This window comes from Paenibacillus sp. AD87 (assembly GCF_001659845.1).
In the GTDB taxonomy this organism is placed as follows: Bacteria; Bacillota; Bacilli; order Paenibacillales; family Paenibacillaceae; genus Paenibacillus; species Paenibacillus marchantiae.
In genome coordinates this window covers 1,468,635-1,488,659 of the sequence record NZ_LXQN01000007.1, presented here as the reverse complement: position 1 = coordinate 1,488,659, position 20,025 = coordinate 1,468,635, and the positions used below count along the sequence as shown (strand labels likewise).

The window sequence follows — 20,025 nt, the reverse complement described above, 5'->3', positions numbered from 1 at the left end:
TTTTTCCAATAAAAAATACCCGAACAAATAGCCACGTCTTCTACGTGTCATTCATTCGGGTATTGCCTGATTGAACAGTAACAAGCCCATTTGATATTTAGTTCGGTTCTGGTTCATGTGCTGATATTTCATTGGTCACGCTTCGGTTTCATTAACCGCTCCAGATGAAGGGTCAGATACAACTGTTCCGAATGCGTCATATCATACTGATAGTTCTTATGGATAAAAGTCTCAATCTTGCCGATACATTTGAAGGTTTCGGGATAGTTTTTCCGTACAACCTCGTATAAATACTCCTCCGCATCGTCATGTGACGAGTGAGTAATTACCCGTTGGCAGAAATACTTCAAATGAGTAATGAAACGGAAATAGTTGACGCTATCTTCATCCAATTCGACATTGAAGTGATATTTGATAATGTTCATGATCTCCTGAAGCAGCTGCATCAAATGAGTGACATCGTTCATGGAATCATTGACTTCCGCATTGATGAAATGCAGTGCTATGTTGCATATTTCATCCTTCGGAAACTCCACATCCAGTCTTTCCTTCAGCAGGGTGAGCGCTTCCCGGGCCACGTCGAACTCGGCCTTGTAGAAATGCTGCACTTCCCAGGAGAGCGGATTGCGTGTAATCATTCCTTTTTCCAGACGCTGGACAGCAAAATGAATGTGATCCGACAGTGAGACATAAATCCCGTCACTGATGGTTTTGTTCAATTGCGTACGTGCCAGTGTCACAATATCATCTGTCGCCTGCAAGATTTCGATCGGCACTTCCGTGACGATGGACTTGAACTTCTCATAGATCGATGCATCCTGAAGCCGGAATACTTTCTCAATCCGCTCTTCATCAATCTCATCGCCTGCCTTGAACTTAAACCCGATACCCCGGCCGAGGATCAGCAGTTCCTGATTTTTGTCATCCACGGTACTGACAATATTGTTATTAAATATCTGTTTAATAATCATTATGGACCCACCTGTTTTTTTTGAGGATTAAAAAAGGGCAAAACCAAAATAGAAATAATAAAATCATTTCCATAGTGGTTTTGCCCGCATTACCGGTAACAAGCCTCGGGTATAATCTATCACAACCTGAAAACGGTGTCAACCCAAAATGCTACCACTGCTATTTTACTTCGTCTTGCTTTCAAGAAATATTTCCCTACAGTTCCACGTTGGAGGGTATGCAGTCTTAATATGTACATGTTGATACAGAAACAAACTGGAGAAGTCTTCTACTCAACGTGGGAATGTTTTCTTTTCACGGTAACTCATCTGACTTGAGCACAAATAGGAGCCCTTCTTCCGAAGGGCTCACTGTTACTCATATCGCTAATTATTGTTGGAACATCACATTAATCTGTACAATCTCCGAACGACTGCTAGTGCGAATCGGAGGTCCCCAGAAGCCAAATCCAGAGGTTACGATGGAGTGCATGGAGCCCTTTTGCAGATAACCCCAATCATTCTCGTAGATGGCCTGTGTAATAAACTGAGCGGGTGCGATCTGACCACGATGGGTATGACCAGACACAACCAAATCTACATGGTTTTGTTCCGCAATATCCAAATCATAAGGCTGGTGATCCATCATGAGCACAGGCTTACTCAAGTCAGTATCCTGCATCAATGTCTCTACTTCTGAACGATCCTTCTCTGTCCGGTCTTTGCGTCCAATTAGGGTGATCTTGTCATCCAATGTAATTTTATCATCATACAGAACTTGCATATTACTCTTCTCCAGAGCAGCAATCAAATCCTCGATCGGACCATTATACTTGTCGTGATTGCCCAGTGAGGCGTACACCCCGTAAGGAGCCTGAATGTCGCTAATAATATCCGCAATCCCACTCTTGAGATACATATCCAGGTTATCATCGATAATATCACCAGGATACAGTACCAAATCCGGCTTCAGTGCGTTAATTTCTTCCACCATGCGTTTAGCATGAGCAGGACCGGACAATAGACCAAAGTGCATATCTGCAGCCATAACAATGTTGAGGCTGTCGACACCTTCCACTTTTTTATCAATGTGAATGTTGTATTGTCTTACGACTGGACTATAGGCGTTATAGATACCATAGCCCAGCGTGGACAGCAACAGCACGAGGGTCACTACACCTGCCCATTTATGAGCAGAATGTCTTGGGATGCGAGTTAGTCTAAGTAACCACAACGTTATATGAACCACCGGCAGGATCAATAACAGCAGTGAAAAGATTGCAAGCCAGTATGAACCGATAACACTCAGGAAGGAAATACTTCCAAACAACCTTGCCAGTATGAAAGAAATTGCAAGAAATACGAGCGCAACGATGTAAAACCAACGAAATCTCGCAGATACAACCGGCTTCATCCAGCTCCATCCGCTCCGTCCTATGTAAAACACTAATAAACCGTACACTACCAAAAACAAGATGCCTGCAAGTACGAACATGCTTCCGTTAACCTCCACGTCAATAAGTTGATTGCTGAATTTTCTCTTAACCAAATTCCAGTCCATCTGCACAAGTATAACGTAGTTAAAGGGGTGAGGACATCTGTTTCCATTCCTCAGATGCGTACAATTTATTACAATTTGGAATACTTAAATTTCAATCATTATATATTAGGCGATACATCGACCCATAGCCTGTCATCTGTATAAAAAAGCATTCCTGCGTCCGCTCATGACTAACTAACATCATGAACGAGCACAGGAATGCTGAATGATCTCGAATTACATATTACTCATTGGTGTCCATCCATTGGAAGTGGAATGAACCTTCTTTATCCACACGTTTGAATGTGTGAGCGCCAAAGTAGTCACGTTGTGCTTGCAACAGGTTCGCAGGCAAACGCTCAGTGCGGTAGCTGTCATAGTAAGACAACGCGCTTGAGAATCCAGGAACTGGAATTCCTTGAGTTACCGCAGCTGCAACGACTTCACGCCATGCACCTTGGTAGGATTCAACAATGTTTTGGAAGTATGGGTCCAGAAGCAGGTTTTTCAATTCTGCGTCCTTGTCATATGCTTCTTTGATGTTTTGCAGGAACTGCGAACGGATGATACAGCCACCGCGGAAGATCATGGCGATGTTGCCGTATTTCAGATCCCAGCCATATTCGTCTGAAGCTGCACGCATTTGAGCAAAACCTTGTGCGTAAGATACGATTTTACTTGCAAACAGCGCTTTGCGCACATTTTCGATGAACGCTTTTTTGTCGCCAGAGAATGCTTCAGTTGCTGGTCCGTTCAAAATTTTGCTTGCTGCTACGCGTTCGTCTTTCATTGCAGACAGGAAACGGGAGAATACGGATTCCGTAATCATGGACAATGGTACGCCGAGATCCAGCGCGCTTTGGCTCGTCCATTTGCCTGTTCCTTTTTGTCCAGCTGCATCCAGAATGACATCAACCATTGGTTTGCCGGTTTCCGGATCGTATTTGGAGAAGATGTCTGCCGTGATTTCAATCAGGTAGCTATCCAGCTCGCCTTGGTTCCATTCAGAGAAGATTGCATGCAATTCTTCAACGGACACATTCAGAACGGATTTGAGTAAGTGATATGCTTCACCGATCAACTGCATATCCCCATATTCGATACCGTTGTGCACCATTTTCACATAGTGTCCGGCACCATCTGGTCCGATATAAGTGCTGCAAGCATCGTCGCCTACTTTAGCGGAAATGGCTGTCAGAATGGGTTCAACGAGCGCATACGCACTTTCTTGTCCGCCTGGCATGATTGCCGGGCCTTTCAGAGCGCCTTCTTCCCCACCGGATACACCTGCACCGATGAAGCGGAAGCCTTTGGCTTCCAGATCTTTGCTGCGGCGTTGGGTGTCAGGGAAGTATGCGTTACCTCCATCAATGATGATGTCGCCTTCGTCCAAGTGTGGCAGCAGTTGTTCAATGGTTGCGTCCGTTGCTTTACCCGCTTGAACCATGATCAGGATTTTGCGCGGAGATTCCAGGGAAGCTACGAACTCTTCAATCGTAAATGCGCCTGTCAGGTTTTTACCTTCGGCTTCTTTGAGAAGATCGTTCGTTTTCTCCGGGGAACGGTTAAATACCGATACCGAGAATCCTTTGCTTTCAATATTAAGGGCAAGGTTTTTACCCATTACTGCAAGTCCGATGACACCGATCTGTTGTTTACTCATTATGTCCTCCCAATACTCTTTATATATAGTAGGTTAAAATTCGAGATCAACAATCCGTTATTACTGAACTGTTTTTTTCCAGTCTGCTGCGAATTTCTCCATACCTTGATCTGTCAGCGGGTGTTTGGAGATTTGTTCAATGACGGAGAATGGAACAGTAGCGATATGTGCTCCTGCCATTGCTACACGTGTAACGTGGTCCGGATGTCTTACAGAAGCTGCAATAATCTGTGCATCCAGGTTATGTGTACGGAACAGCTCAGCAACTTTGGCAACCAATTGCACACCATCTTCGGAGATGTCATCAAGACGTCCCAGGAACGGGGATACATATGTTGCACCAGCACGAGCAGCTAGCAGCGCCTGGTTCACTGTGAAGATCAACGTTACGTTGGTTTTCACACCTTTTTTAGTCAGGTATCGGCAAGCTTCAAGTCCTGCAAGTGTCATTGGCAGCTTGATTGTGATGTTTTTGTCGTTGTTATTGATTTTGATCAGTTCGTCTGCTTGAGCAATCATCTCTTCAGCTGTGATCGCATCTGGTGTTACTTCCGCAGATACGGATTCAACTTCAGGTACTTCACGCAAAATCTCTTCAATACGGTCTTCGAATTTCACGCCTTCTTTGGCTACCAGAGAAGGATTCGTTGTTACACCAGACAGGACGCCGATTTTGTATGCTTTTTTGATGTCTACCAAGTTTGCTGTATCGATGAAAAATTTCATATTCAATTACCTCCAAGGGATGTGTTTTATTGTTTTTTTATGTTACAGATTTGCATTAACAGCCAAAGGAACTTCAATATCATCTTCAGCCTGCTGATCGGCAGGTTGGTCAAACCACCAGTGGTGCCCTTCTGCAGCGAGCATCTCATCCGACTCTGCTGGTCCATAACTTCCAGCCGGGTACAGATGAAGCGGGAGCAAATTCTCCTGGAATGCATCCAGAATAGGTTGTACCCAAGCCCAAGACAGTTCTACTTCATCCCAATGGGCAAAGAACGTTGGATCACCATGCAATGCGTCATGAATCAAGTTCTCATAAGCCTCGGCCAGATCCTCACGATCTGGTGACAGATCGATATGAACAGGTTTGAACTCCCCTTTGTTTTGCGGGTCGCTGGCATTCAGCTGCAGCGTCATGCTCTGGTCAGGACTCATCTCAATCACAAGCAGGTTCGGTTTGGAACCGTTAACCACGTTAGCCTGTCCAGATGGTTCCTTGAATTCGATGACGATGCGAGTTGATTTTTCCTTCATTCGTTTACCGGTACGGATATAGAAAGGTACTCCGCGCCAGAAGAAGTCATCAATCTGCAATTTGGCAGCAATAAAGGTATCATTCATCGTATTCTCGGCAACACCCGGTTCAGCTGCATAACCGCTAACGGATTTACCTTGAATGTTTCCTGCAGCATACTGTCCGCGAATGACACTTGCACCCACGTTTTGCTTTTGCAGTGGCTGAATCGATTCCATAATGTGTTTTTTCTTCAAACCGACTTTTTCCGTGGTGCTGTTATATGGAAGCTGGATCGCCATCATCATAAGCAATTGCAGCATATGATTCTGGAACATGTCACGCACGGCGCCTACATGATCATAATAGGATGCCCGTTCTTCCACGCCAACAGTCTCATTAGCGGTGATCTGCACATTGGAGATATAACGGTTGTTCCACAAAGCCTTCATGATCGGATTGCTTTGATGCAAGGTTTCAAGACGCTGCACCATCGGTTTTCCCAAATAGTGGTCAATCCGATAAATTTCTTCTTCTGTGAACGCCTCGCTTAATTTGCGATTGAGATCACGAGCCGATTGTAGATCATGTCCAAATGGCTTTTCGATCACAAGGCGTTTCCAGCCCTCAGTTGATCCAAGTCCACTACCCTGAATGTTCTCTGCAATGGGTTCGAAGAATTCTGGACCAACCGAAAGGTAGAACAGACGATTGGATGGAATGCCAAGTTCAGCCTCTCTTTGTTCCACTAAATTTAACAGCTCTATATAATCTTCCTTATGGCTTATATTCAGTACACTATAACGGAAAGCCTGCACAAATGATTTCACAACTTCAGGATCAGCAGGGCGTCTGGAAAATTCATTTAATGATTTTTCAACTTGTGCCTGAAAGAATTCATCAGACCATTCTCTGCGTCCTAAGCCAATCAGCGAGAAGGATTCCGGAAGTTTCTGCTCAATGTATAAATTATATAAGGCTGGATATATTTTTCTTTTGGCTAAATCGCCAGTCGCACCAAATAAAATAATGCTCGTTGGTTCCATCTCACTATTCTCCTTCCAAGTAACTCTGGTTTCTTTGCTGTAGTTACACTATAATACGTTTCATAGCCATACAAGTAATTAATATATTTCACAGGAGCTATAGACGATATCTATGACAACAAATTATGAATTATATAAGGTATTTTATTGGGCTGCCAAAACAGGAAGTTTGACCCAAGCCGCCAAAGCGCTATATATTACTCAACCAAGTGTCAGCCACGCCATCAAACAGCTGGAAGAAAGCTTTGGTCTCACGTTGTTTTACCGGAATTCCAAGGGAGTTGCGTTAACACAGGAAGGTGTGAGTTTGTATTCCTATATTGAACAATCCCAGATTCTGATCTCGCTGGCCGAGGAGAAAATGGCTGCATTGAAGAGTTTAGACAACGGAGAGCTAAGGATTGGTGGCAGTGATTCGCTGTTCAAGCATTACATGCTTTCCTATCTGGAAGAATTCCATGTGCTCTACCCTAACATCAAGCTGCATCTAAGTCATGGGACAACGCCGGAAGTCATCACGTTTTTGAAAGAAGGCAAAATTGATTTGGGTGTTGTACGGATGCCCATCGTTGATCCGCAACTTGAGGTCAGGGAAAGTATCCAGCTCAAAGACTGCTTTGTCGCGGGCGAACGTTATGCTCAACTGAAGGATAAAGTTATGACATTGGAAATGCTGCTGGAGCATCAACTGATTCTTTTCTCCAGAAACAGCCGGGTTCGAATGGCAATTACGGAGCTTTTTAACAGCTATGGCTACACGCTCAAACCTGAGATTGAGGTCGGCAGTGTGGATTTGTTAATCGAATTTGCACGTAGGGGATTGGGCATATCGTATGTCACCCGTGAATTTATTTCCAAAGAGCTGGAAGAAGGCTCTCTCTTCGAAATTCAGCTGGATGTAGCCCTGCCCCCTTCACATGTTGGCATCATGACAAAGCGTAATATGCCAATTTCACTGGCAGCCAACCGGTTTATGGATCTGATTTTCAAGGCGGATTAAGATTCGTCGGTCTACTGGTCTACAAAAAAAGTGCCTCGTCACCCCAAAAGGATGATGAAGCACTTTTTTTGCTATATTCATTTTTCTAAGTAGACAACCTACCAATTCTCATCTTAATTCAAGTTCTCTCAATCTGCTCTCAATTCTCTCAGGAATCATAGTAAACAGTTGCTGCCAAGGCATGAATAGACTCGGCTCAAGCAAAAACTCCTCAAACTCCATAGAGGGAACAAACGCCTTGGTCTGCAGAAAACTCCGCACGCTGGCGTCAATTTCTTCATTGGTCTGGAAATAACCTTTGAACATCTCGTTCACGAGCAGTCCGTCACAACCCGCATTGGCGCCTGCTGCACTATACAAATCCGGCAACAATTCAAACACCACAGGGATTGGAGAAAAAGCATGTTTGCCTGGCTGCGAGTATAGACACACATGGCGTCCAACCACATTAACTCGATCCTTCAACAATCCCCGAAGTACTCTCCCATGGAAGCTGGCTTCACAGTCCACGACTTCACCGTCATGGCCCACATATATCCACACATGCTCCATTTCGTACAAATGCCCAATTTCATAATCCCACCAAATCGAAAATTCAATCACATATTGGACCGCCTCAACCGGAAAATGAATTTCCCGCTCGAATGACGGTGAAGGTCCTGATTGATCCAGAATGGAAACGCCTACAAAATCCGGGTAAAAGGGTTCATTTCGATCAAACATCAATACAGGTGCATAGCTCATCGCGGTTTCCAGCATTTCCTGCTCAGTCATAGTCATGGATCGTCCCTCCACATTCTTTGAGTGCTACTACTGTAACAAGCCAATGTTATGCCTATCTTAACAGAGAATCCGGAATGTGTTAATTGGAACAAAATTTAAGCCCGTAACCGGAAAATTTTCCGGTCACGGGCCTGAAATCGGTCATTTGATAGGAGAACGAAATAACGTTATCCCTTTGAGTTTTTGGAAGATTTGGAAGCTTTGATCGCCTGATCGGAAACAGAATCCACACATCCAATCGGCGGTCCCAAAATCGCGTCATTTTTGATGGATGCCACTGCCGTCCTGTACGCCTCCTCATCAATACAGTATGCACGATGGGCTACTTCAGGCGGTGTTGCAGCCAGGAAGTCAGCCCCCAGCACAATGTCCGGTGTAGGTTGATCAAAAATCGTCAACAAGTGTACATCATCGGTCTCCGCCACAAACCAGTGAAACCATCCTTGAGGGAATATCGAAACCTGGCCTGGCTTCAAGTGATAACTTATCCGCTCCCGCTTGAACGGATCGTAAACAGAAGTGGTAATTTCCCCGTTGATCAGAACGACCATCTCGGTCACATTTGTATGCCAGTGTGGCTGCACAATAATACCTTTGCTCATGTGTACATTGAAGAATCCATTTTTGATCGTAGGCAGCTGCGGTCCAAACAATTGGGTAATATAATTGCGCGAATCACGCTGATAATTCAACACCGCTGTCGAATCGGCCGCCAACTGAACATTCGGGGCTTGCAGAATCGGATTAGTCATACCGTTGTTTCCTCCTTATGGGCATACATCTCATTGTAGTACTGTATGCGCTAATTAGCGGAGATAATACCGAGGACACGGTTCCATCGCAATTTTTCCGACCGTGTAACTTCATCTGTCAATTAGGAGAAGATCATTCACTCGCAAGTCAAACACAAAAACACCCCTTCCTGTTGAAAACAGGTCTGGGGCGTTAAGTGTTTTATCTAAAGGCTTGGCTTAAATTAAGCAAGACCAGGGTATCTTTCCCCTGCGGCAAATCCTTTGGGAGATATCCGTTCAATCTCAGCCCATTCATCATTGGTGAAAGAAACCTGCAGGGCACCAAGATTCTCATGAACTCTCTCCAAACTGCGAGTACCAGGGATCGGAACGATATGCTCTCCCTTTTCAAGTAACCAGGCGAGTGCGAGCTGAGAAGCAGTGCATCCTTTTTGCCTAGCCAGCTCTTGGATCAGATGCACCACCTCCAGATTTTTCTCGAAATTCTCACCCTGGAAACGTGGATAATGACGACGATAATCGTCCTCCGACAGGTCGTCTATCGATCGGATCTGGCCTGTTAGGAAACCACGCCCCAATGGACTGTAGGGTACAAGACCAATGTTCAACTCACCGAGCAATGGCAATATCTCGTCTTCGAGCTCACGACTCCACAATGAATACTCCGTTTGGAGTGCTGTTATGGGGTGAACGGCATTCGCACGACGAATAGTCTCTGCAGACGCTTCAGACAGACCTATATAACGGATCTTTCCCTGCTGTACCAGATCGGCAAGTGTTCCCACCGTTTCCTCAATGGGAGTATTGGGATCAGGGCGATGTTGATAATAGAGATCTATATAATCCATGCCCAGGTTGTACAGACTGGCATCTACTGATTTTTTGATATACGCCGGATCTCCCTTGGGGCCCTGGGTATGTGTTATACCAAACTTGGTCGCTACAATAGCATCGGCTCTTCGCCCTTTAAGCGCGCGCCCAAGCAATTTTTCGTTGCCTCCAAATCGCTGCTTTTCATATTCACCGTACAGATCGGCTGTATCGAACATCGTTACTCCTGCATCCAGCGCACCCTGAATTGTATGAACGGATTCTTGGTTGTCTGGCATCATCATCACGCCCAGCCCAAGCCCGGATACCTGCAATTTATCGCTTCCCAACGTTCTTGTCTTGATCATGTGGTTCCCTCTTTTCGTTAATAAATAGAAAGATATTGAACTTGTATTCATTCTATTTCACGAACAGAGACCCAACCACAGTCTGTTTATGCTAGTACCAGAATTACCACCCTGATCGTTATTGTCACTCCACAACGGGGATGTACACACAACAATGAATACCTGACTGTTCGTTAAGATTGCTCATGGAAAAGATATCATAGGCATGGGCAATACCATCCGTCCGATCTGTTGTCTCGAGAAAGATCCGGTTGACTTTTTTCTGTTTAATCTGGTGCATGCTCCAAATGTTTTGAAAATCCGTGCTTTCTTCGGTCAATTGTTGAACTATCTGGTAAAACTCAGGTTCACCCGGGTACTTGTCATAGTACGTACGAAACACCGCTACCGAATGTCGTGCAAATTCATCCCAATTATGCATACGTTCCCGGAGCGTTGCATCTAGAAATAACATTCGCATCATGACACGGTCGTTCACGTTCATCGAGGAAAAGTCAAAAAGCTTCTCATTCGCTGCCTCATTCCATGCAAGTACTTCAGACCTTTCGTTCGTAATAAATGAAGGGTATGCAAGTTGACTAATGATACTCTGCCATCCCGCTTCGAGATGTGAATAGGAGGCAGGGAATTCATGCTCTGCATTGGGGTCCCATAAACGAAATAGGTGTCCCTTCTCTTCCTCACTTAACTGGAGTGCACCCGCTATACTTTCCATCACCTCTCGAGACGAGTTAACCTCTCTCCCCTGCTCAAGCCACGTATAATAAGTTGCACTGACACCCGCAAGCACGGCAACTTCCTCACGTCTTAATCCCGGCGTTCTGCGTTGTCCATACGATCCGGTGATCCCGGCTTGCTCTGGCTGAATCCGGCTCCTCCGAGATTTCAAAAATTCACCTAGTGTTTTACTTCGGCTAATACCTGTAGTCATAAATAACCTCCCTTAGATATTCAGATTTCTATGAATTCAAATACAGCTCTATCCAAAATGGATGTGATTGAACGCCTTTGATATAATTCTTTTATTATCATTTTGCAAAATCCTTAGTTTACAAGAAGCTTAGCATTGATTTATACAGAACGAAAGGAGCACAACATGGTCCCAACGATCGGAGACATTTACTGTGTATACGTCGAAAGTTTACAACAATATGCTGCCTGCCAGGTAACTGATCTGAAAGAAACCGGGAGTAAGGGGTCCCGCCAGCTTGCCGCAATCCTGCAATTGGACTGGACAGGAGATCAGCCGCCCGATGAAACGGAACTTCTGGATATGAAACCGTTGAGCTGCAATTACTATTTTTGGAAAGGCAATTGGGATCACAGCTTCGTGAATGCCAATGTCCCTTCCGATTATATTCTCGCAGGTAATATCCCTCCGCTTGTCACTGAACAGACAAACAGTTATGGGGGAGGCTGGCTGATTGGGAACAGTCTCTATCGTCAGCGTGAATGGGAACTTATTGACGAAACAAGAAGAACACAGTTTAAGAAAGCCACTGAAGACTTTGAAGAGATTTCGGTTGGCAATCAAATGATGAGACGCAATTCGAGTGTAATCCGCAATTTCAGACCGAAATCTGAAGAAGATGTGTCCGAACTAGCCAAACTGCCGTGTTTGACAAATATTCAAATGGACGGATATTCGGAATCACTGATACCCTTACTTAATATGGATCCGATTATCAATGAACTCCATATCACAAACCACGGTCAAAAGTCGCTGGACCTCAGTAAGAGTCATTTGACCAAACTTGTCATCGATGTCAGCGGATTGGAACGTCTCACTTTAAATACCAAGATAAAAAGCCTGAATTTCACAGGAGACCTGTCTCCTGGCCTTTATATTGATGCTCATGAGGATGGAAAATGGTTAACTTTGAATGTTGCTGCAAATCTGCCACATATCAACGGAGTTCCACGTCTGGATGGCTTACATATTAGAGAAATCACGGAGCTGGATTTGGCCCCCCTTGTAAATCTTTATCCAGAACTTACGGAATTACGTTTGTGGGGTAAACCCGGCAGTCTGATTCAACTTGAATCCATTCAGCATTTGAAGTCGTTACAGGAATTTAGTACATATGACTTGTTCGGATTCATTGGAGAACAGTTCCCTGACCCAGAAAAAATCCCGAAACTATCGAAACTATGGCTAACCAGTTTGCCAGCAGAAGCTGCCAAATCAATTAAAACGAGATATAAAAAAGAAGCCGCAGCCGGGCTTGAACTCGAAATCAGTAAACCGCGAAAACCGGAATGGCTCGCAGAAAATCTTACGAATCCTTTTCGAGACTGGGACGGACGGGATCATATAAAGTCTGCTCATGCCAAGAAGGCAGCGCAACTGTACAAACAATGCCTCAAGGAAATTCGCCAGCTGGCTCAATGCCTGATAAGCAACGAATTTATCCAGAAGCAGCTATCTTCCATGGTTGAAAACTTCACACAAACCTTCAACAAAATGGATGCTAAAACTGGCTTTATTGAAACGGTTGAACGTGAAGAAATCTATGTTGTTCTTGCGAGCTTGCTTGATCAACTGGAACAGGAACTTGGCAATGAGAGCACTATTAAAGTTAACCATGAGGCGTTATATGAGGTGTTTGATCATTTGAGGGATTTCTAATTTATACTGCAAATTAGAAACAATGGAACAAGAAATACAAGAAAAAACCGGATTCATTAGAATCTGGCTCTTTCTTGTTAATTTACGTATACATTAGTGAATAAATATTTAATAATTGCATTATCAATCCTTAGTTATATTTGATCGAAAAATTCTGTGAGCTTCTTACTCGGGTCAGCTAGAAATTCAGGGATCGTACATATATTTCCAATCTCCTGATGTTCAATATCAGCGTAGCCAATCATTTTTTTGCTGGGATTCCAGACGATCAGAATATGGGAGTACTGCTCCACGTCAGAGGATATGCGCAGCAGTTTCTGTCTGCCCAGCTTCATCTCCACCGTATCGATCAGATGGAAGAATTCGATGTATCCCACGCCGGACGGATTGTCCGGCAAGTCGATTCTGCGGGGACCTTCCGTTAGAAAACGGATTAATGCATCAGGCAGTTTGTACGATTTGAGCACATGCAATTTATTGCTCAAATTGTGAAATTCTTGTGGTTCATGAGATTTCAAATACTCTGCCATTTCTGCGTTCTTCTGACTGACCGCAATCGTGTATGCTCGTTCCCCGTCCTTCTCCTGAATGGTCACATCCGCCCCCTGTTCCACCAGAAATTGAACCATCTTCATATTGTTGTTGCGAGCCGCTATCGTAAGCGGTGTGGCCTTATAGGGATACACCATATCCGGTTCATTATAGTTAATATCTACCCCCTCATCCAGCAAGTACTGAATGGTTTGCAGATCGTGGTCTGACACTGCTCTTCGCAGTGTTTTTCCTCCGTATTTTCGAATATCCAATCCTAGTTCTTTCACAACGGCTATATTCTTTTTGTTACCGTAATAGGCTTCATCATATGCATTCGACTTCACCTTGCTCAACCCGTTCAATTTGGCACCCTTCTGATGCAGATATCGGATGATTTCTTCCCCGCCATATCTGACCGCCTTAAGGATCGCTGGATTATCCTTTACATTCAAGTTTACTCCGTTATCCACCAAAAGCTTGACCATTGCCTGTTGATTGGTGATTAGAGCAATATCCAATGGCGTCAATGCTATGTATTTGCTGAGCGTAATCTCTTTTTCTAGATCCATGCCCTGTCTAATGAATTCTTCTACAGCGATAACGTCTCCCTTGTAAATCGCCATGGCGTGATCAGGCAACGTTTCAAACGTACCTTGGTTTCCGATTTTGAACAAAAGGCGTAACCTCCCTCTGGTTAATATCTACACGACTAAAAGCTTCTGATGCTCATTATAATTAGTATACCTGCTATCCTTTTTATTTGTACAAACCTCTACCAAAATCATGATTCCAGTCCTAAAGCCTTTCAAACAAACCAGCCCCGAAACATAAAATTCCGGGGCAAGCATCCTCCTTTAAACTACACCAACTCAATCAATCATGCGCTAAATTCGTTGGGTCTGATGGCACAATATCAATCCCCTTCTCTAACCCCTTAATGGATTTAAGTTGAGAAGTGATGACTGCAATAACGATAACAAACACCCCTGCAATAATAAACAACAACGCAATGCCTCTTCCCGGACCAACGCCGATATATGATCCTACGGTCGAAGCTAGTGCTCCACCTTCCACCAAAAGCGGGTTGAAGACACGGTCTGCCAAAAAACCTGCGAGACTATAGGATACAATAAAACCCAATTGCGATAATATGCCGATGATTCCCCACACCCTGCCTTGCTTCTCGTTGGATATGTTATTACGCACTAATACATCTGCACTCATATTGACAAAAGGCAGGGAGGCCAAAAACAGGAAACCTGCAAAGATAATGATAAAAATATTGGTGGAAAATCCCAAGAGGGAGAATGATATTCCGGACATAACCAGACCCAGAACAAGTATTTTTGAATATTTTTTACTCATGGTGAACATGCCAATGCACAGGCTGCTAATCAGCATACCGATCGCGCTCATAGATAGAAACGTGCCAAGCATCCTTGAATCCGAAAATGATAAGATCATAGGACCAATGAGTGTCTCAAGAAATCCAAGATAAAACGTGATGATTGAAATAATAATGACGAGCAGAAGCACGCCTTTATTCGTCGTGACTTCAATCCAGCCATCGTTTAGCTCAACAAGCCAAGGCTTCCTCTCATCATCGCTTCGCGCTGCTTTATTGCTTTTCCGGATAACAAGCACCGCTAGAATGGCAACCATATACGTCAACATATTAATGACCAGAATGACTTCAATGGTTGTTATAGTGAGCAGAATGCCCGCTATAATGGGCGAAAATAGAAACTTGGATGATTCGGCGAGTTGCATCAGGCCGCTGCCCTTTGAATATTGATCTTTATCGAGTAAATCGGTGGCTGAAGCCTTGTAGGCTGGACTTTGAATAGCCGAGAACACGGAACTGAAAGTGACGCCAACATAGAGATACCATAGGTCAATATTTCCGATCAGGATCATGATCCAGATAAAAACGAGACCACCGGCAGAACCAAGATCACCTATGACCATCATCATGCGCCGGTCAAAACGATCTGCAAGGACTCCACCTATAGGACGCAACAAGATATTAGGCAAAAAGGTAAACAGTGTAATCAGCGCCACAGCTGTCGCCATATGGGTTTTCTCAAATGCGTACACTCCAAGGGAGAATGCCGTCATTCCGATCCCCATTGTAGATATGAGCTGTCCGAACCATACCATCAGAAATTTGCCAAATGACTTGTTCTCCATCTGTTTCATTGGATAAACCCCTCTCCAATTAACCGTGTTAGAACCCGTGATCCGTTAGCCATTTACCTAAGCTACTCTCTCTCGCTTTAAGGTCATGCTGTTTGTTAAACTTGCCCATGTTACGATCTGCCACCAGTTTGCCGTCCATCATGAATAAAACCCGTTCAGATCGAGCTGCGACTTTGACATCATGGGTAACGATTAATATCGTTGTTCCAGAAGAATTAACGTCTCCAAGAATATCCATGATTTCATTGGTTGAACGTGAATTCAGTGCTCCCGTGGGTTCGTCGCCAAACAGAATATCAGGCTGATTGATCAGTGCCCTGCAGATGGCGATCCGTTGCAATTGCCCACCTGATGCCTGAGTGATATTGTGGTTGGCCAGTTCATTAATCCCCATTTTTTTCATCAAATTGAGTGCTCGCGTATTAATGGAATCTCTACTGCTTTTTTTGGCCAGATAAGCAGACAGAATGATATTGTCGAGTAGATTCAGATTTTTCAACAGATGTATGTTCTGAAATATAAATCCCATCTTGTTCAAGCGAAGCTGTGCCAATTCTTTTTCCGAGAAATCCGAAATTATCTTGCCAGCAAAATAAACACTCCCGCTACTTACCTGATCCATGCCGCTGACATTGTATAGCAAGGTTGATTTTCCTGATCCCGACGGACCCATAATCGAGACAAATTCGCCCTTCTTCAATTGAAAATTAATATCCTTCAAAATAGGATGCTTCTCACGCTCACCAGTACTGTACGATTTGTTCACGTTTTTGGCTTCCAGGATTATAGTCATGGTTGTCCCCCTATTCGATAATCATTTTGGAAATGCTGGATTCTTTGATGGATTGAATACTGATTAGAGCGGTACAGATAATCGTTGCAGCCAGCAGGAGCGGACAAAGTACGTACGCCTGTAGCGGGTCAATGACAAAAACTATATGGGACGCTCCGAAAGAAGCCATTATTGTACTGATCAGCCACTCGCCTGCCGTATTGGATAATATGGTTCCTACAAGGACCCCTACACCCAAAACAATAAGGGACATCGATACATATTTGAATTTAATAGTGGAGATGGCAAATCCCAAACTTCTGAAAACCGCGATATCACCGCTATCCTTTGTGACAAGCATTTTCAAGAATAATGAAGTGATCAGGATAGTAACCAATACTGCCACAATAAACGCCAACACCGTAACCAACTTAAGCTGATGAATTGTTCCTCCAAGCGTTTGATATAAGTAACCTTTTAAATCAGTCACCTTTGCAGGTGAGAACGCCTGCTCATATTCCGCAATTTTATCTGAGATTTTACTACCGTCATCTTTTAAATCAAGACTTACGACATACCAGAGCACACGATCTTTGTTATAAGGCAGCCGCGCTTTTGCAGTCTTTCCACCATTGGTCACATCCTGATATACACCACTGACGGTCATTGTTTTTTCCTGTCCATTTACGATTAGTACCAAGGTATCTCCCTTCTTCTTCTCCATGTCACTACTGTTCGCATCAGACAAAGCAATTTCATTTTCATTTTTCGGTGCCGCGCCGTTTACGTAAGACAAAGGAAAAACATCAAAGTCACCTGTCTCTACGCTTAAATGATCGTAGCTACCTTCACTGTTCAACACTTTGAATTGGCTTGTGACAAGAGGTGAGTATCGAAGTACGTTCTTATCCTTTTGAACATAATCAATTAATTCAGCGTAACGCTGTTCGATATCTTCAGAGTGCCTTAGATCAATACGCATATCACTTTGACCTACACCCATGTAAGAAATGAAGCTAGGAGCTTGTAACGTATGGAGGAAATTTATAGGTACGATCATAATAAATGAACTTATAATAAATACAAACAACAGCAAACGGAACATTTTCATTCGTTGGATGACTTCTCTTAAACCCAGAAAAACTGGAACCGATAACCACCGATTTTGGGACAAGTTTAGTGTGTTTTGACTTATTTTTGTCTCACCCATACTGCCCGAACGTAATGCTTCAACGACTGAAATGTGATTAAAACGCCGAAGTACACGGTTGCAGAAAAATACAACGATGGCAAAAATGAAGACAGCAGCAAACAAGGTTATGCCGTAGTACAACCATGTTTTGGGAGCTTCCCCCATATAGAGCATCATATTGGACATGAACAAACGGTTAACCCATAGTGATGCAAGAAAGCCAGCGATGGAGCCCAATCCTGCCATAACAACATATTTGCTCAAGTAGAGTTTCTTAATATCATTCTCGGATATGCCAATAGCTTTCATGACGCTAATCTCTCGATAATCTTCTTCAATGGTGGCGAGCATGGTGAAACGAATGCAGAGTACAGCGATCACAATCAAGATCAAACTGACCAGAATGACTACAGCTGCGACTACCCCATCAGTCAATGCATTCAACAACTGAAACAGATTGTAGTTCACCACAGGACCAGCGTTTGGCAAACTCGTATTTTGATAGGCTTGGGTAAAGTCGCTGATCATCTTGGAATCTCTAAGACGAAATTCAATCAGATACTCCGACTCTCCCGTATTTTGCTTCAAGGTTTGGAATTCAGCCTGACTGATGACAAAACGTTTGGAGTGAATGATCGATGGATTCATTTGAGCATCACGTACAAATTCCACGATCTTGTATGTTCTGCTGAAAGAACCATCTTTAATATGAATACGGTCACCAATGCTCAATTTCTTCTGCTGCAAGTAATAAACGGGAACCGCAATTTCTCCATCATTCACCCGCACAATCTCACTATCCAGATTCAGCAGAAAATCAAAATCCTGATTTTGTACAACAAAATCAAGATCCATAATGCTGTTTTTCTCCGCCTCCGCTCCAAAAAACAAATGAGCACCGTCTATATTAATCATTTCTACGATCTGGTGTTTATCTACCATCTCATTGGCCTGTGCCCATTCATTCACCTTCATTTTATCCAATTTACCTGCATGCATTTGCACAACATGAGGTGTCTTGGATTCTGTAAATAAATAGTGAATTGAACTTGTTAACTCCATAATCATTCGTGTACCTGAAGAAACAAGTAAAGCCGCCAGTAAAATAAAAACAAATAGAGCGATGTTGATTCCTTTTTTCCTCATAAGATCATTTTTCAACATACGTAATAGCATGAATAACCACTAGCTCCTTTGTATGGAACACTACTTTGGAATAATCAGGTACACTTTATGTAATTACTTTTACCGATATGTCCGACCCTACTGATCAAAGCTCATGTTCCTCTTTTTCTGTAAAATAACCCCATTTATTATGTGACCCGATTGTATCAATAAATATGAACAACTGAATCAGTCTGCGGTCCAGTTCTTACTAATCCCGAAGTCTGATGAGAATGAATTGAGAACTTATTTATTCATATGCTAAGATAATGATCCAAACCTTTTCTAATGAACACTCAATTTATGGGATAATTCCCCAATAAGAAAGGAAACTATGAATCCTTCATCCATACCATCCATGTTGCATCAAATCATCCCGCCACTGGATCTGCGCAGTTGTTTAGTTAGCATGCGTGGTGAGATCATATACGAGCACTACCGCAATCAAGAAGCAGGCACCCATATTGCCAAAATCAATTCATGTACCAAAAGTGTGCTGTCCGCACTCATCTGTATTGCGATGGATCACGGATGGCTGCCCGAAGCGTCTACTCCAATCTCCACCTTTTTCCCGCAACTGGTGTCAGACCCTGACCCACGTAAATCGGAGATTACGTTAGAGCAGTTATTAACCATGACGGCCGGATTTAACTGGGACGAATTCGGAGGACAGAATTCTTTTCCGCGTATGACTCGTACAGATCACTGGGTGAATTTTGCGTTGGAGCAGCGCTTAAGTCATGTACCAGGTACATATATGGAATACAATTCAGGGGTATCACAGATACTGTCTGCCATCCTCATGCAAAGTACAGGTATATCCGTAGCCGAGTTTGCGGAACGTTATCTGTTTGGCCCCTTGGGAATCCAACAGTACGAATGGGAAAGCGACCCACAGGGTGTACATACCGGGGGTTTTGGCTTAAAGCTGTTGCCGGAGGATTTGCTGAAATTCGGACAACTGTTTTTGCAGCAGGGCATGTGGAACGGGCAGTCGATGATTTCGAGTGATCATGTTAGCCGCTCTACAAAACCTGCCATTACGGTTACTCCACCCAATCATGGTAGTTACGCTTGGCATTGGTGGGTGGGTGCTTATACTAACGAAACTGCAGAAGCTAAGTTTACAGAACAGCCCACTTCCATACTCCACTATTATTACGCCCGTGGATTTGGCGGACAATTTGTATATATCGTCCCAGCTTTGGAACTCGTTGTCGTGCTCACCAATGACAAACGAAAGAAGGAAAAACCTCCGCTGGATGTATTCCCCAAACAGATTGCACCTCAATTGGCGAAACTCTTATAAAACTTCTCTTTGAGTTGTGAAACATACAAAATAACCCCATAGCTTACCCGGCATTCACCGGTAACTATAGG

General features: G+C 43.7%; 16 protein-coding genes. 3 read left to right on the top strand and 13 right to left on the bottom strand.

The features are described 5' to 3' along the window. Window positions 1-128: 128 nt before the first annotated feature. The 5 genes from licT to zwf form a co-directional block, all read right to left on the bottom strand. Window positions 129-971: a BglG family transcription antiterminator LicT gene (licT, locus tag gpAD87_RS06805; protein WP_062328359.1), complete on the bottom strand. Its 843-nt coding sequence runs from the start codon at window positions 969-971 to the stop codon at window positions 129-131. Between the two features lie 370 nt (window positions 972-1,341). Beyond that, window positions 1,342-2,445, bottom strand: coding sequence for a metallophosphoesterase (locus gpAD87_RS06800; protein ID WP_064637028.1), 1,104 nt, complete (start codon window positions 2,443-2,445; stop codon window positions 1,342-1,344). 289 nt (window positions 2,446-2,734) lie between these two features. Next, window positions 2,735-4,153 (bottom strand): NADP-dependent phosphogluconate dehydrogenase, encoded by a 1,419-nt coding sequence (gene gndA, locus gpAD87_RS06795; RefSeq protein ID WP_064637026.1) that lies wholly within the window; start codon window positions 4,151-4,153, stop codon window positions 2,735-2,737. A gap of 60 nt (window positions 4,154-4,213) precedes the next feature. After that, window positions 4,214-4,879: a fructose-6-phosphate aldolase gene (fsa, locus tag gpAD87_RS06790; protein ID WP_063563123.1), complete on the bottom strand. Its 666-nt coding sequence runs from the start codon at window positions 4,877-4,879 to the stop codon at window positions 4,214-4,216. Between the two features lie 42 nt (window positions 4,880-4,921). Next, window positions 4,922-6,439, bottom strand: a complete 1,518-nt coding sequence (zwf, locus tag gpAD87_RS06785) for a glucose-6-phosphate dehydrogenase (RefSeq protein WP_063563124.1) — start codon at window positions 6,437-6,439, stop codon at window positions 4,922-4,924. 112 nt (window positions 6,440-6,551) lie between these two features. Between zwf and gpAD87_RS06780 the strand changes: the two genes are divergently transcribed. Beyond that, window positions 6,552-7,439 (top strand): LysR family transcriptional regulator, encoded by an 888-nt coding sequence (locus gpAD87_RS06780; RefSeq protein WP_063563125.1) that lies wholly within the window; start codon window positions 6,552-6,554, stop codon window positions 7,437-7,439. A gap of 108 nt (window positions 7,440-7,547) precedes the next feature. Here gpAD87_RS06780 and gpAD87_RS06775 read toward each other — a convergent pair whose 3' ends face one another. The 4 genes from gpAD87_RS06775 to gpAD87_RS06760 all read right to left on the bottom strand — a co-directional run bounded on the left by gpAD87_RS06775 (window position 7,548) and on the right by gpAD87_RS06760 (window position 11,086). Then, window positions 7,548-8,219 (bottom strand): hypothetical protein, encoded by a 672-nt coding sequence (locus gpAD87_RS06775; protein WP_064637024.1) that lies wholly within the window; start codon window positions 8,217-8,219, stop codon window positions 7,548-7,550. 170 nt (window positions 8,220-8,389) lie between these two features. Further along, a complete protein-coding gene (locus gpAD87_RS06770; RefSeq protein ID WP_063563127.1) occupies window positions 8,390-8,974 on the bottom strand; it encodes a cupin domain-containing protein in 585 nt (194 codons plus the stop codon). 224 nt (window positions 8,975-9,198) lie between these two features. Continuing rightward, window positions 9,199-10,152 carry an aldo/keto reductase gene (locus gpAD87_RS06765; RefSeq protein WP_064640775.1) on the bottom strand — a complete coding sequence of 318 codons (954 nt, stop codon included), beginning with the start codon at window positions 10,150-10,152 and terminating at the stop codon, window positions 9,199-9,201. Between the two features lie 127 nt (window positions 10,153-10,279). Next, entirely contained in the window at window positions 10,280-11,086 is an 807-nt protein-coding gene (locus gpAD87_RS06760) for a helix-turn-helix transcriptional regulator (protein WP_064637022.1), read from the bottom strand. Window positions 11,087-11,251: 165 nt separating this feature from the next. Here gpAD87_RS06760 and gpAD87_RS06755 point away from each other — a divergent pair, with 165 nt between their 5' ends. Beyond that, on the top strand, window positions 11,252-12,784 hold the full coding sequence (locus gpAD87_RS06755; RefSeq protein WP_064637020.1) for a hypothetical protein: 1,533 nt from the start codon (window positions 11,252-11,254) through the stop codon (window positions 12,782-12,784). A gap of 134 nt (window positions 12,785-12,918) precedes the next feature. Here gpAD87_RS06755 and gpAD87_RS06750 read toward each other — a convergent pair whose 3' ends face one another. From gpAD87_RS06750 to gpAD87_RS06735, 4 genes are all read right to left on the bottom strand, one after another. Continuing rightward, window positions 12,919-13,992 (bottom strand): ankyrin repeat domain-containing protein, encoded by a 1,074-nt coding sequence (locus gpAD87_RS06750; protein ID WP_064637017.1) that lies wholly within the window; start codon window positions 13,990-13,992, stop codon window positions 12,919-12,921. 199 nt (window positions 13,993-14,191) lie between these two features. Continuing rightward, a complete protein-coding gene (locus tag gpAD87_RS06745; protein ID WP_231952461.1) occupies window positions 14,192-15,517 on the bottom strand; it encodes an MFS transporter in 1,326 nt (441 codons plus the stop codon). Window positions 15,518-15,545: 28 nt separating this feature from the next. After that, the gene (locus gpAD87_RS06740; protein ID WP_064637015.1) at window positions 15,546-16,310 is read right to left on the bottom strand and encodes an ABC transporter ATP-binding protein; all 765 of its coding nucleotides are present in this window, start codon (window positions 16,308-16,310) and stop codon (window positions 15,546-15,548) included. A 10-nt stretch (window positions 16,311-16,320) separates the two neighbouring features. Next, window positions 16,321-18,627 carry an ABC transporter permease gene (locus gpAD87_RS06735; protein ID WP_231952460.1) on the bottom strand — a complete coding sequence of 769 codons (2,307 nt, stop codon included), beginning with the start codon at window positions 18,625-18,627 and terminating at the stop codon, window positions 16,321-16,323. 376 nt (window positions 18,628-19,003) lie between these two features. Here gpAD87_RS06735 and gpAD87_RS06730 point away from each other — a divergent pair, with 376 nt between their 5' ends. After that, window positions 19,004-19,954 carry a serine hydrolase domain-containing protein gene (locus tag gpAD87_RS06730; RefSeq protein WP_442950711.1) on the top strand — a complete coding sequence of 317 codons (951 nt, stop codon included), beginning with the start codon at window positions 19,004-19,006 and terminating at the stop codon, window positions 19,952-19,954. The last annotated feature ends 71 nt before the right edge of the window (window positions 19,955-20,025 follow it).

Bases quoted from the DNA above. Each gene is read 5' to 3' on its own strand.
- licT (WP_062328359.1), bottom strand. From the start codon at position 971: ATGATTATTAAACAGATATTTAATAACAATATTGTCAGTACCGTGGAT.
- gpAD87_RS06800 (WP_064637028.1), bottom strand. From the start codon at position 2,445: ATGTTCGTACTTGCAGGCATCTTGTTTTTGGTAGTGTACGGTTTATTA.
- gndA (WP_064637026.1), bottom strand. From the start codon at position 4,153: ATGAGTAAACAACAGATCGGTGTCATCGGACTTGCAGTAATGGGTAAA.
- fsa (WP_063563123.1), bottom strand. From the start codon at position 4,879: ATGAAATTTTTCATCGATACAGCAAACTTGGTAGACATCAAAAAAGCA.
- zwf (WP_063563124.1), bottom strand. From the start codon at position 6,439: ATGGAACCAACGAGCATTATTTTATTTGGTGCGACTGGCGATTTAGCC.
- gpAD87_RS06780 (WP_063563125.1), top strand. From the start codon at position 6,552: ATGACAACAAATTATGAATTATATAAGGTATTTTATTGGGCTGCCAAA.
- gpAD87_RS06775 (WP_064637024.1), bottom strand. From the start codon at position 8,219: ATGACTATGACTGAGCAGGAAATGCTGGAAACCGCGATGAGCTATGCA.
- gpAD87_RS06770 (WP_063563127.1), bottom strand. From the start codon at position 8,974: ATGACTAATCCGATTCTGCAAGCCCCGAATGTTCAGTTGGCGGCCGAT.
- gpAD87_RS06760 (WP_064637022.1), bottom strand. From the start codon at position 11,086: ATGACTACAGGTATTAGCCGAAGTAAAACACTAGGTGAATTTTTGAAA.
- gpAD87_RS06755 (WP_064637020.1), top strand. From the start codon at position 11,252: ATGGTCCCAACGATCGGAGACATTTACTGTGTATACGTCGAAAGTTTA.
- gpAD87_RS06745 (WP_231952461.1), bottom strand. From the start codon at position 15,517: ATGAAACAGATGGAGAACAAGTCATTTGGCAAATTTCTGATGGTATGG.
- gpAD87_RS06740 (WP_064637015.1), bottom strand. From the start codon at position 16,310: ATGACTATAATCCTGGAAGCCAAAAACGTGAACAAATCGTACAGTACT.
- gpAD87_RS06735 (WP_231952460.1), bottom strand. From the start codon at position 18,627: ATGAGGAAAAAAGGAATCAACATCGCTCTATTTGTTTTTATTTTACTG.
- gpAD87_RS06730 (WP_442950711.1), top strand. From the start codon at position 19,004: ATGTTGCATCAAATCATCCCGCCACTGGATCTGCGCAGTTGTTTAGTT.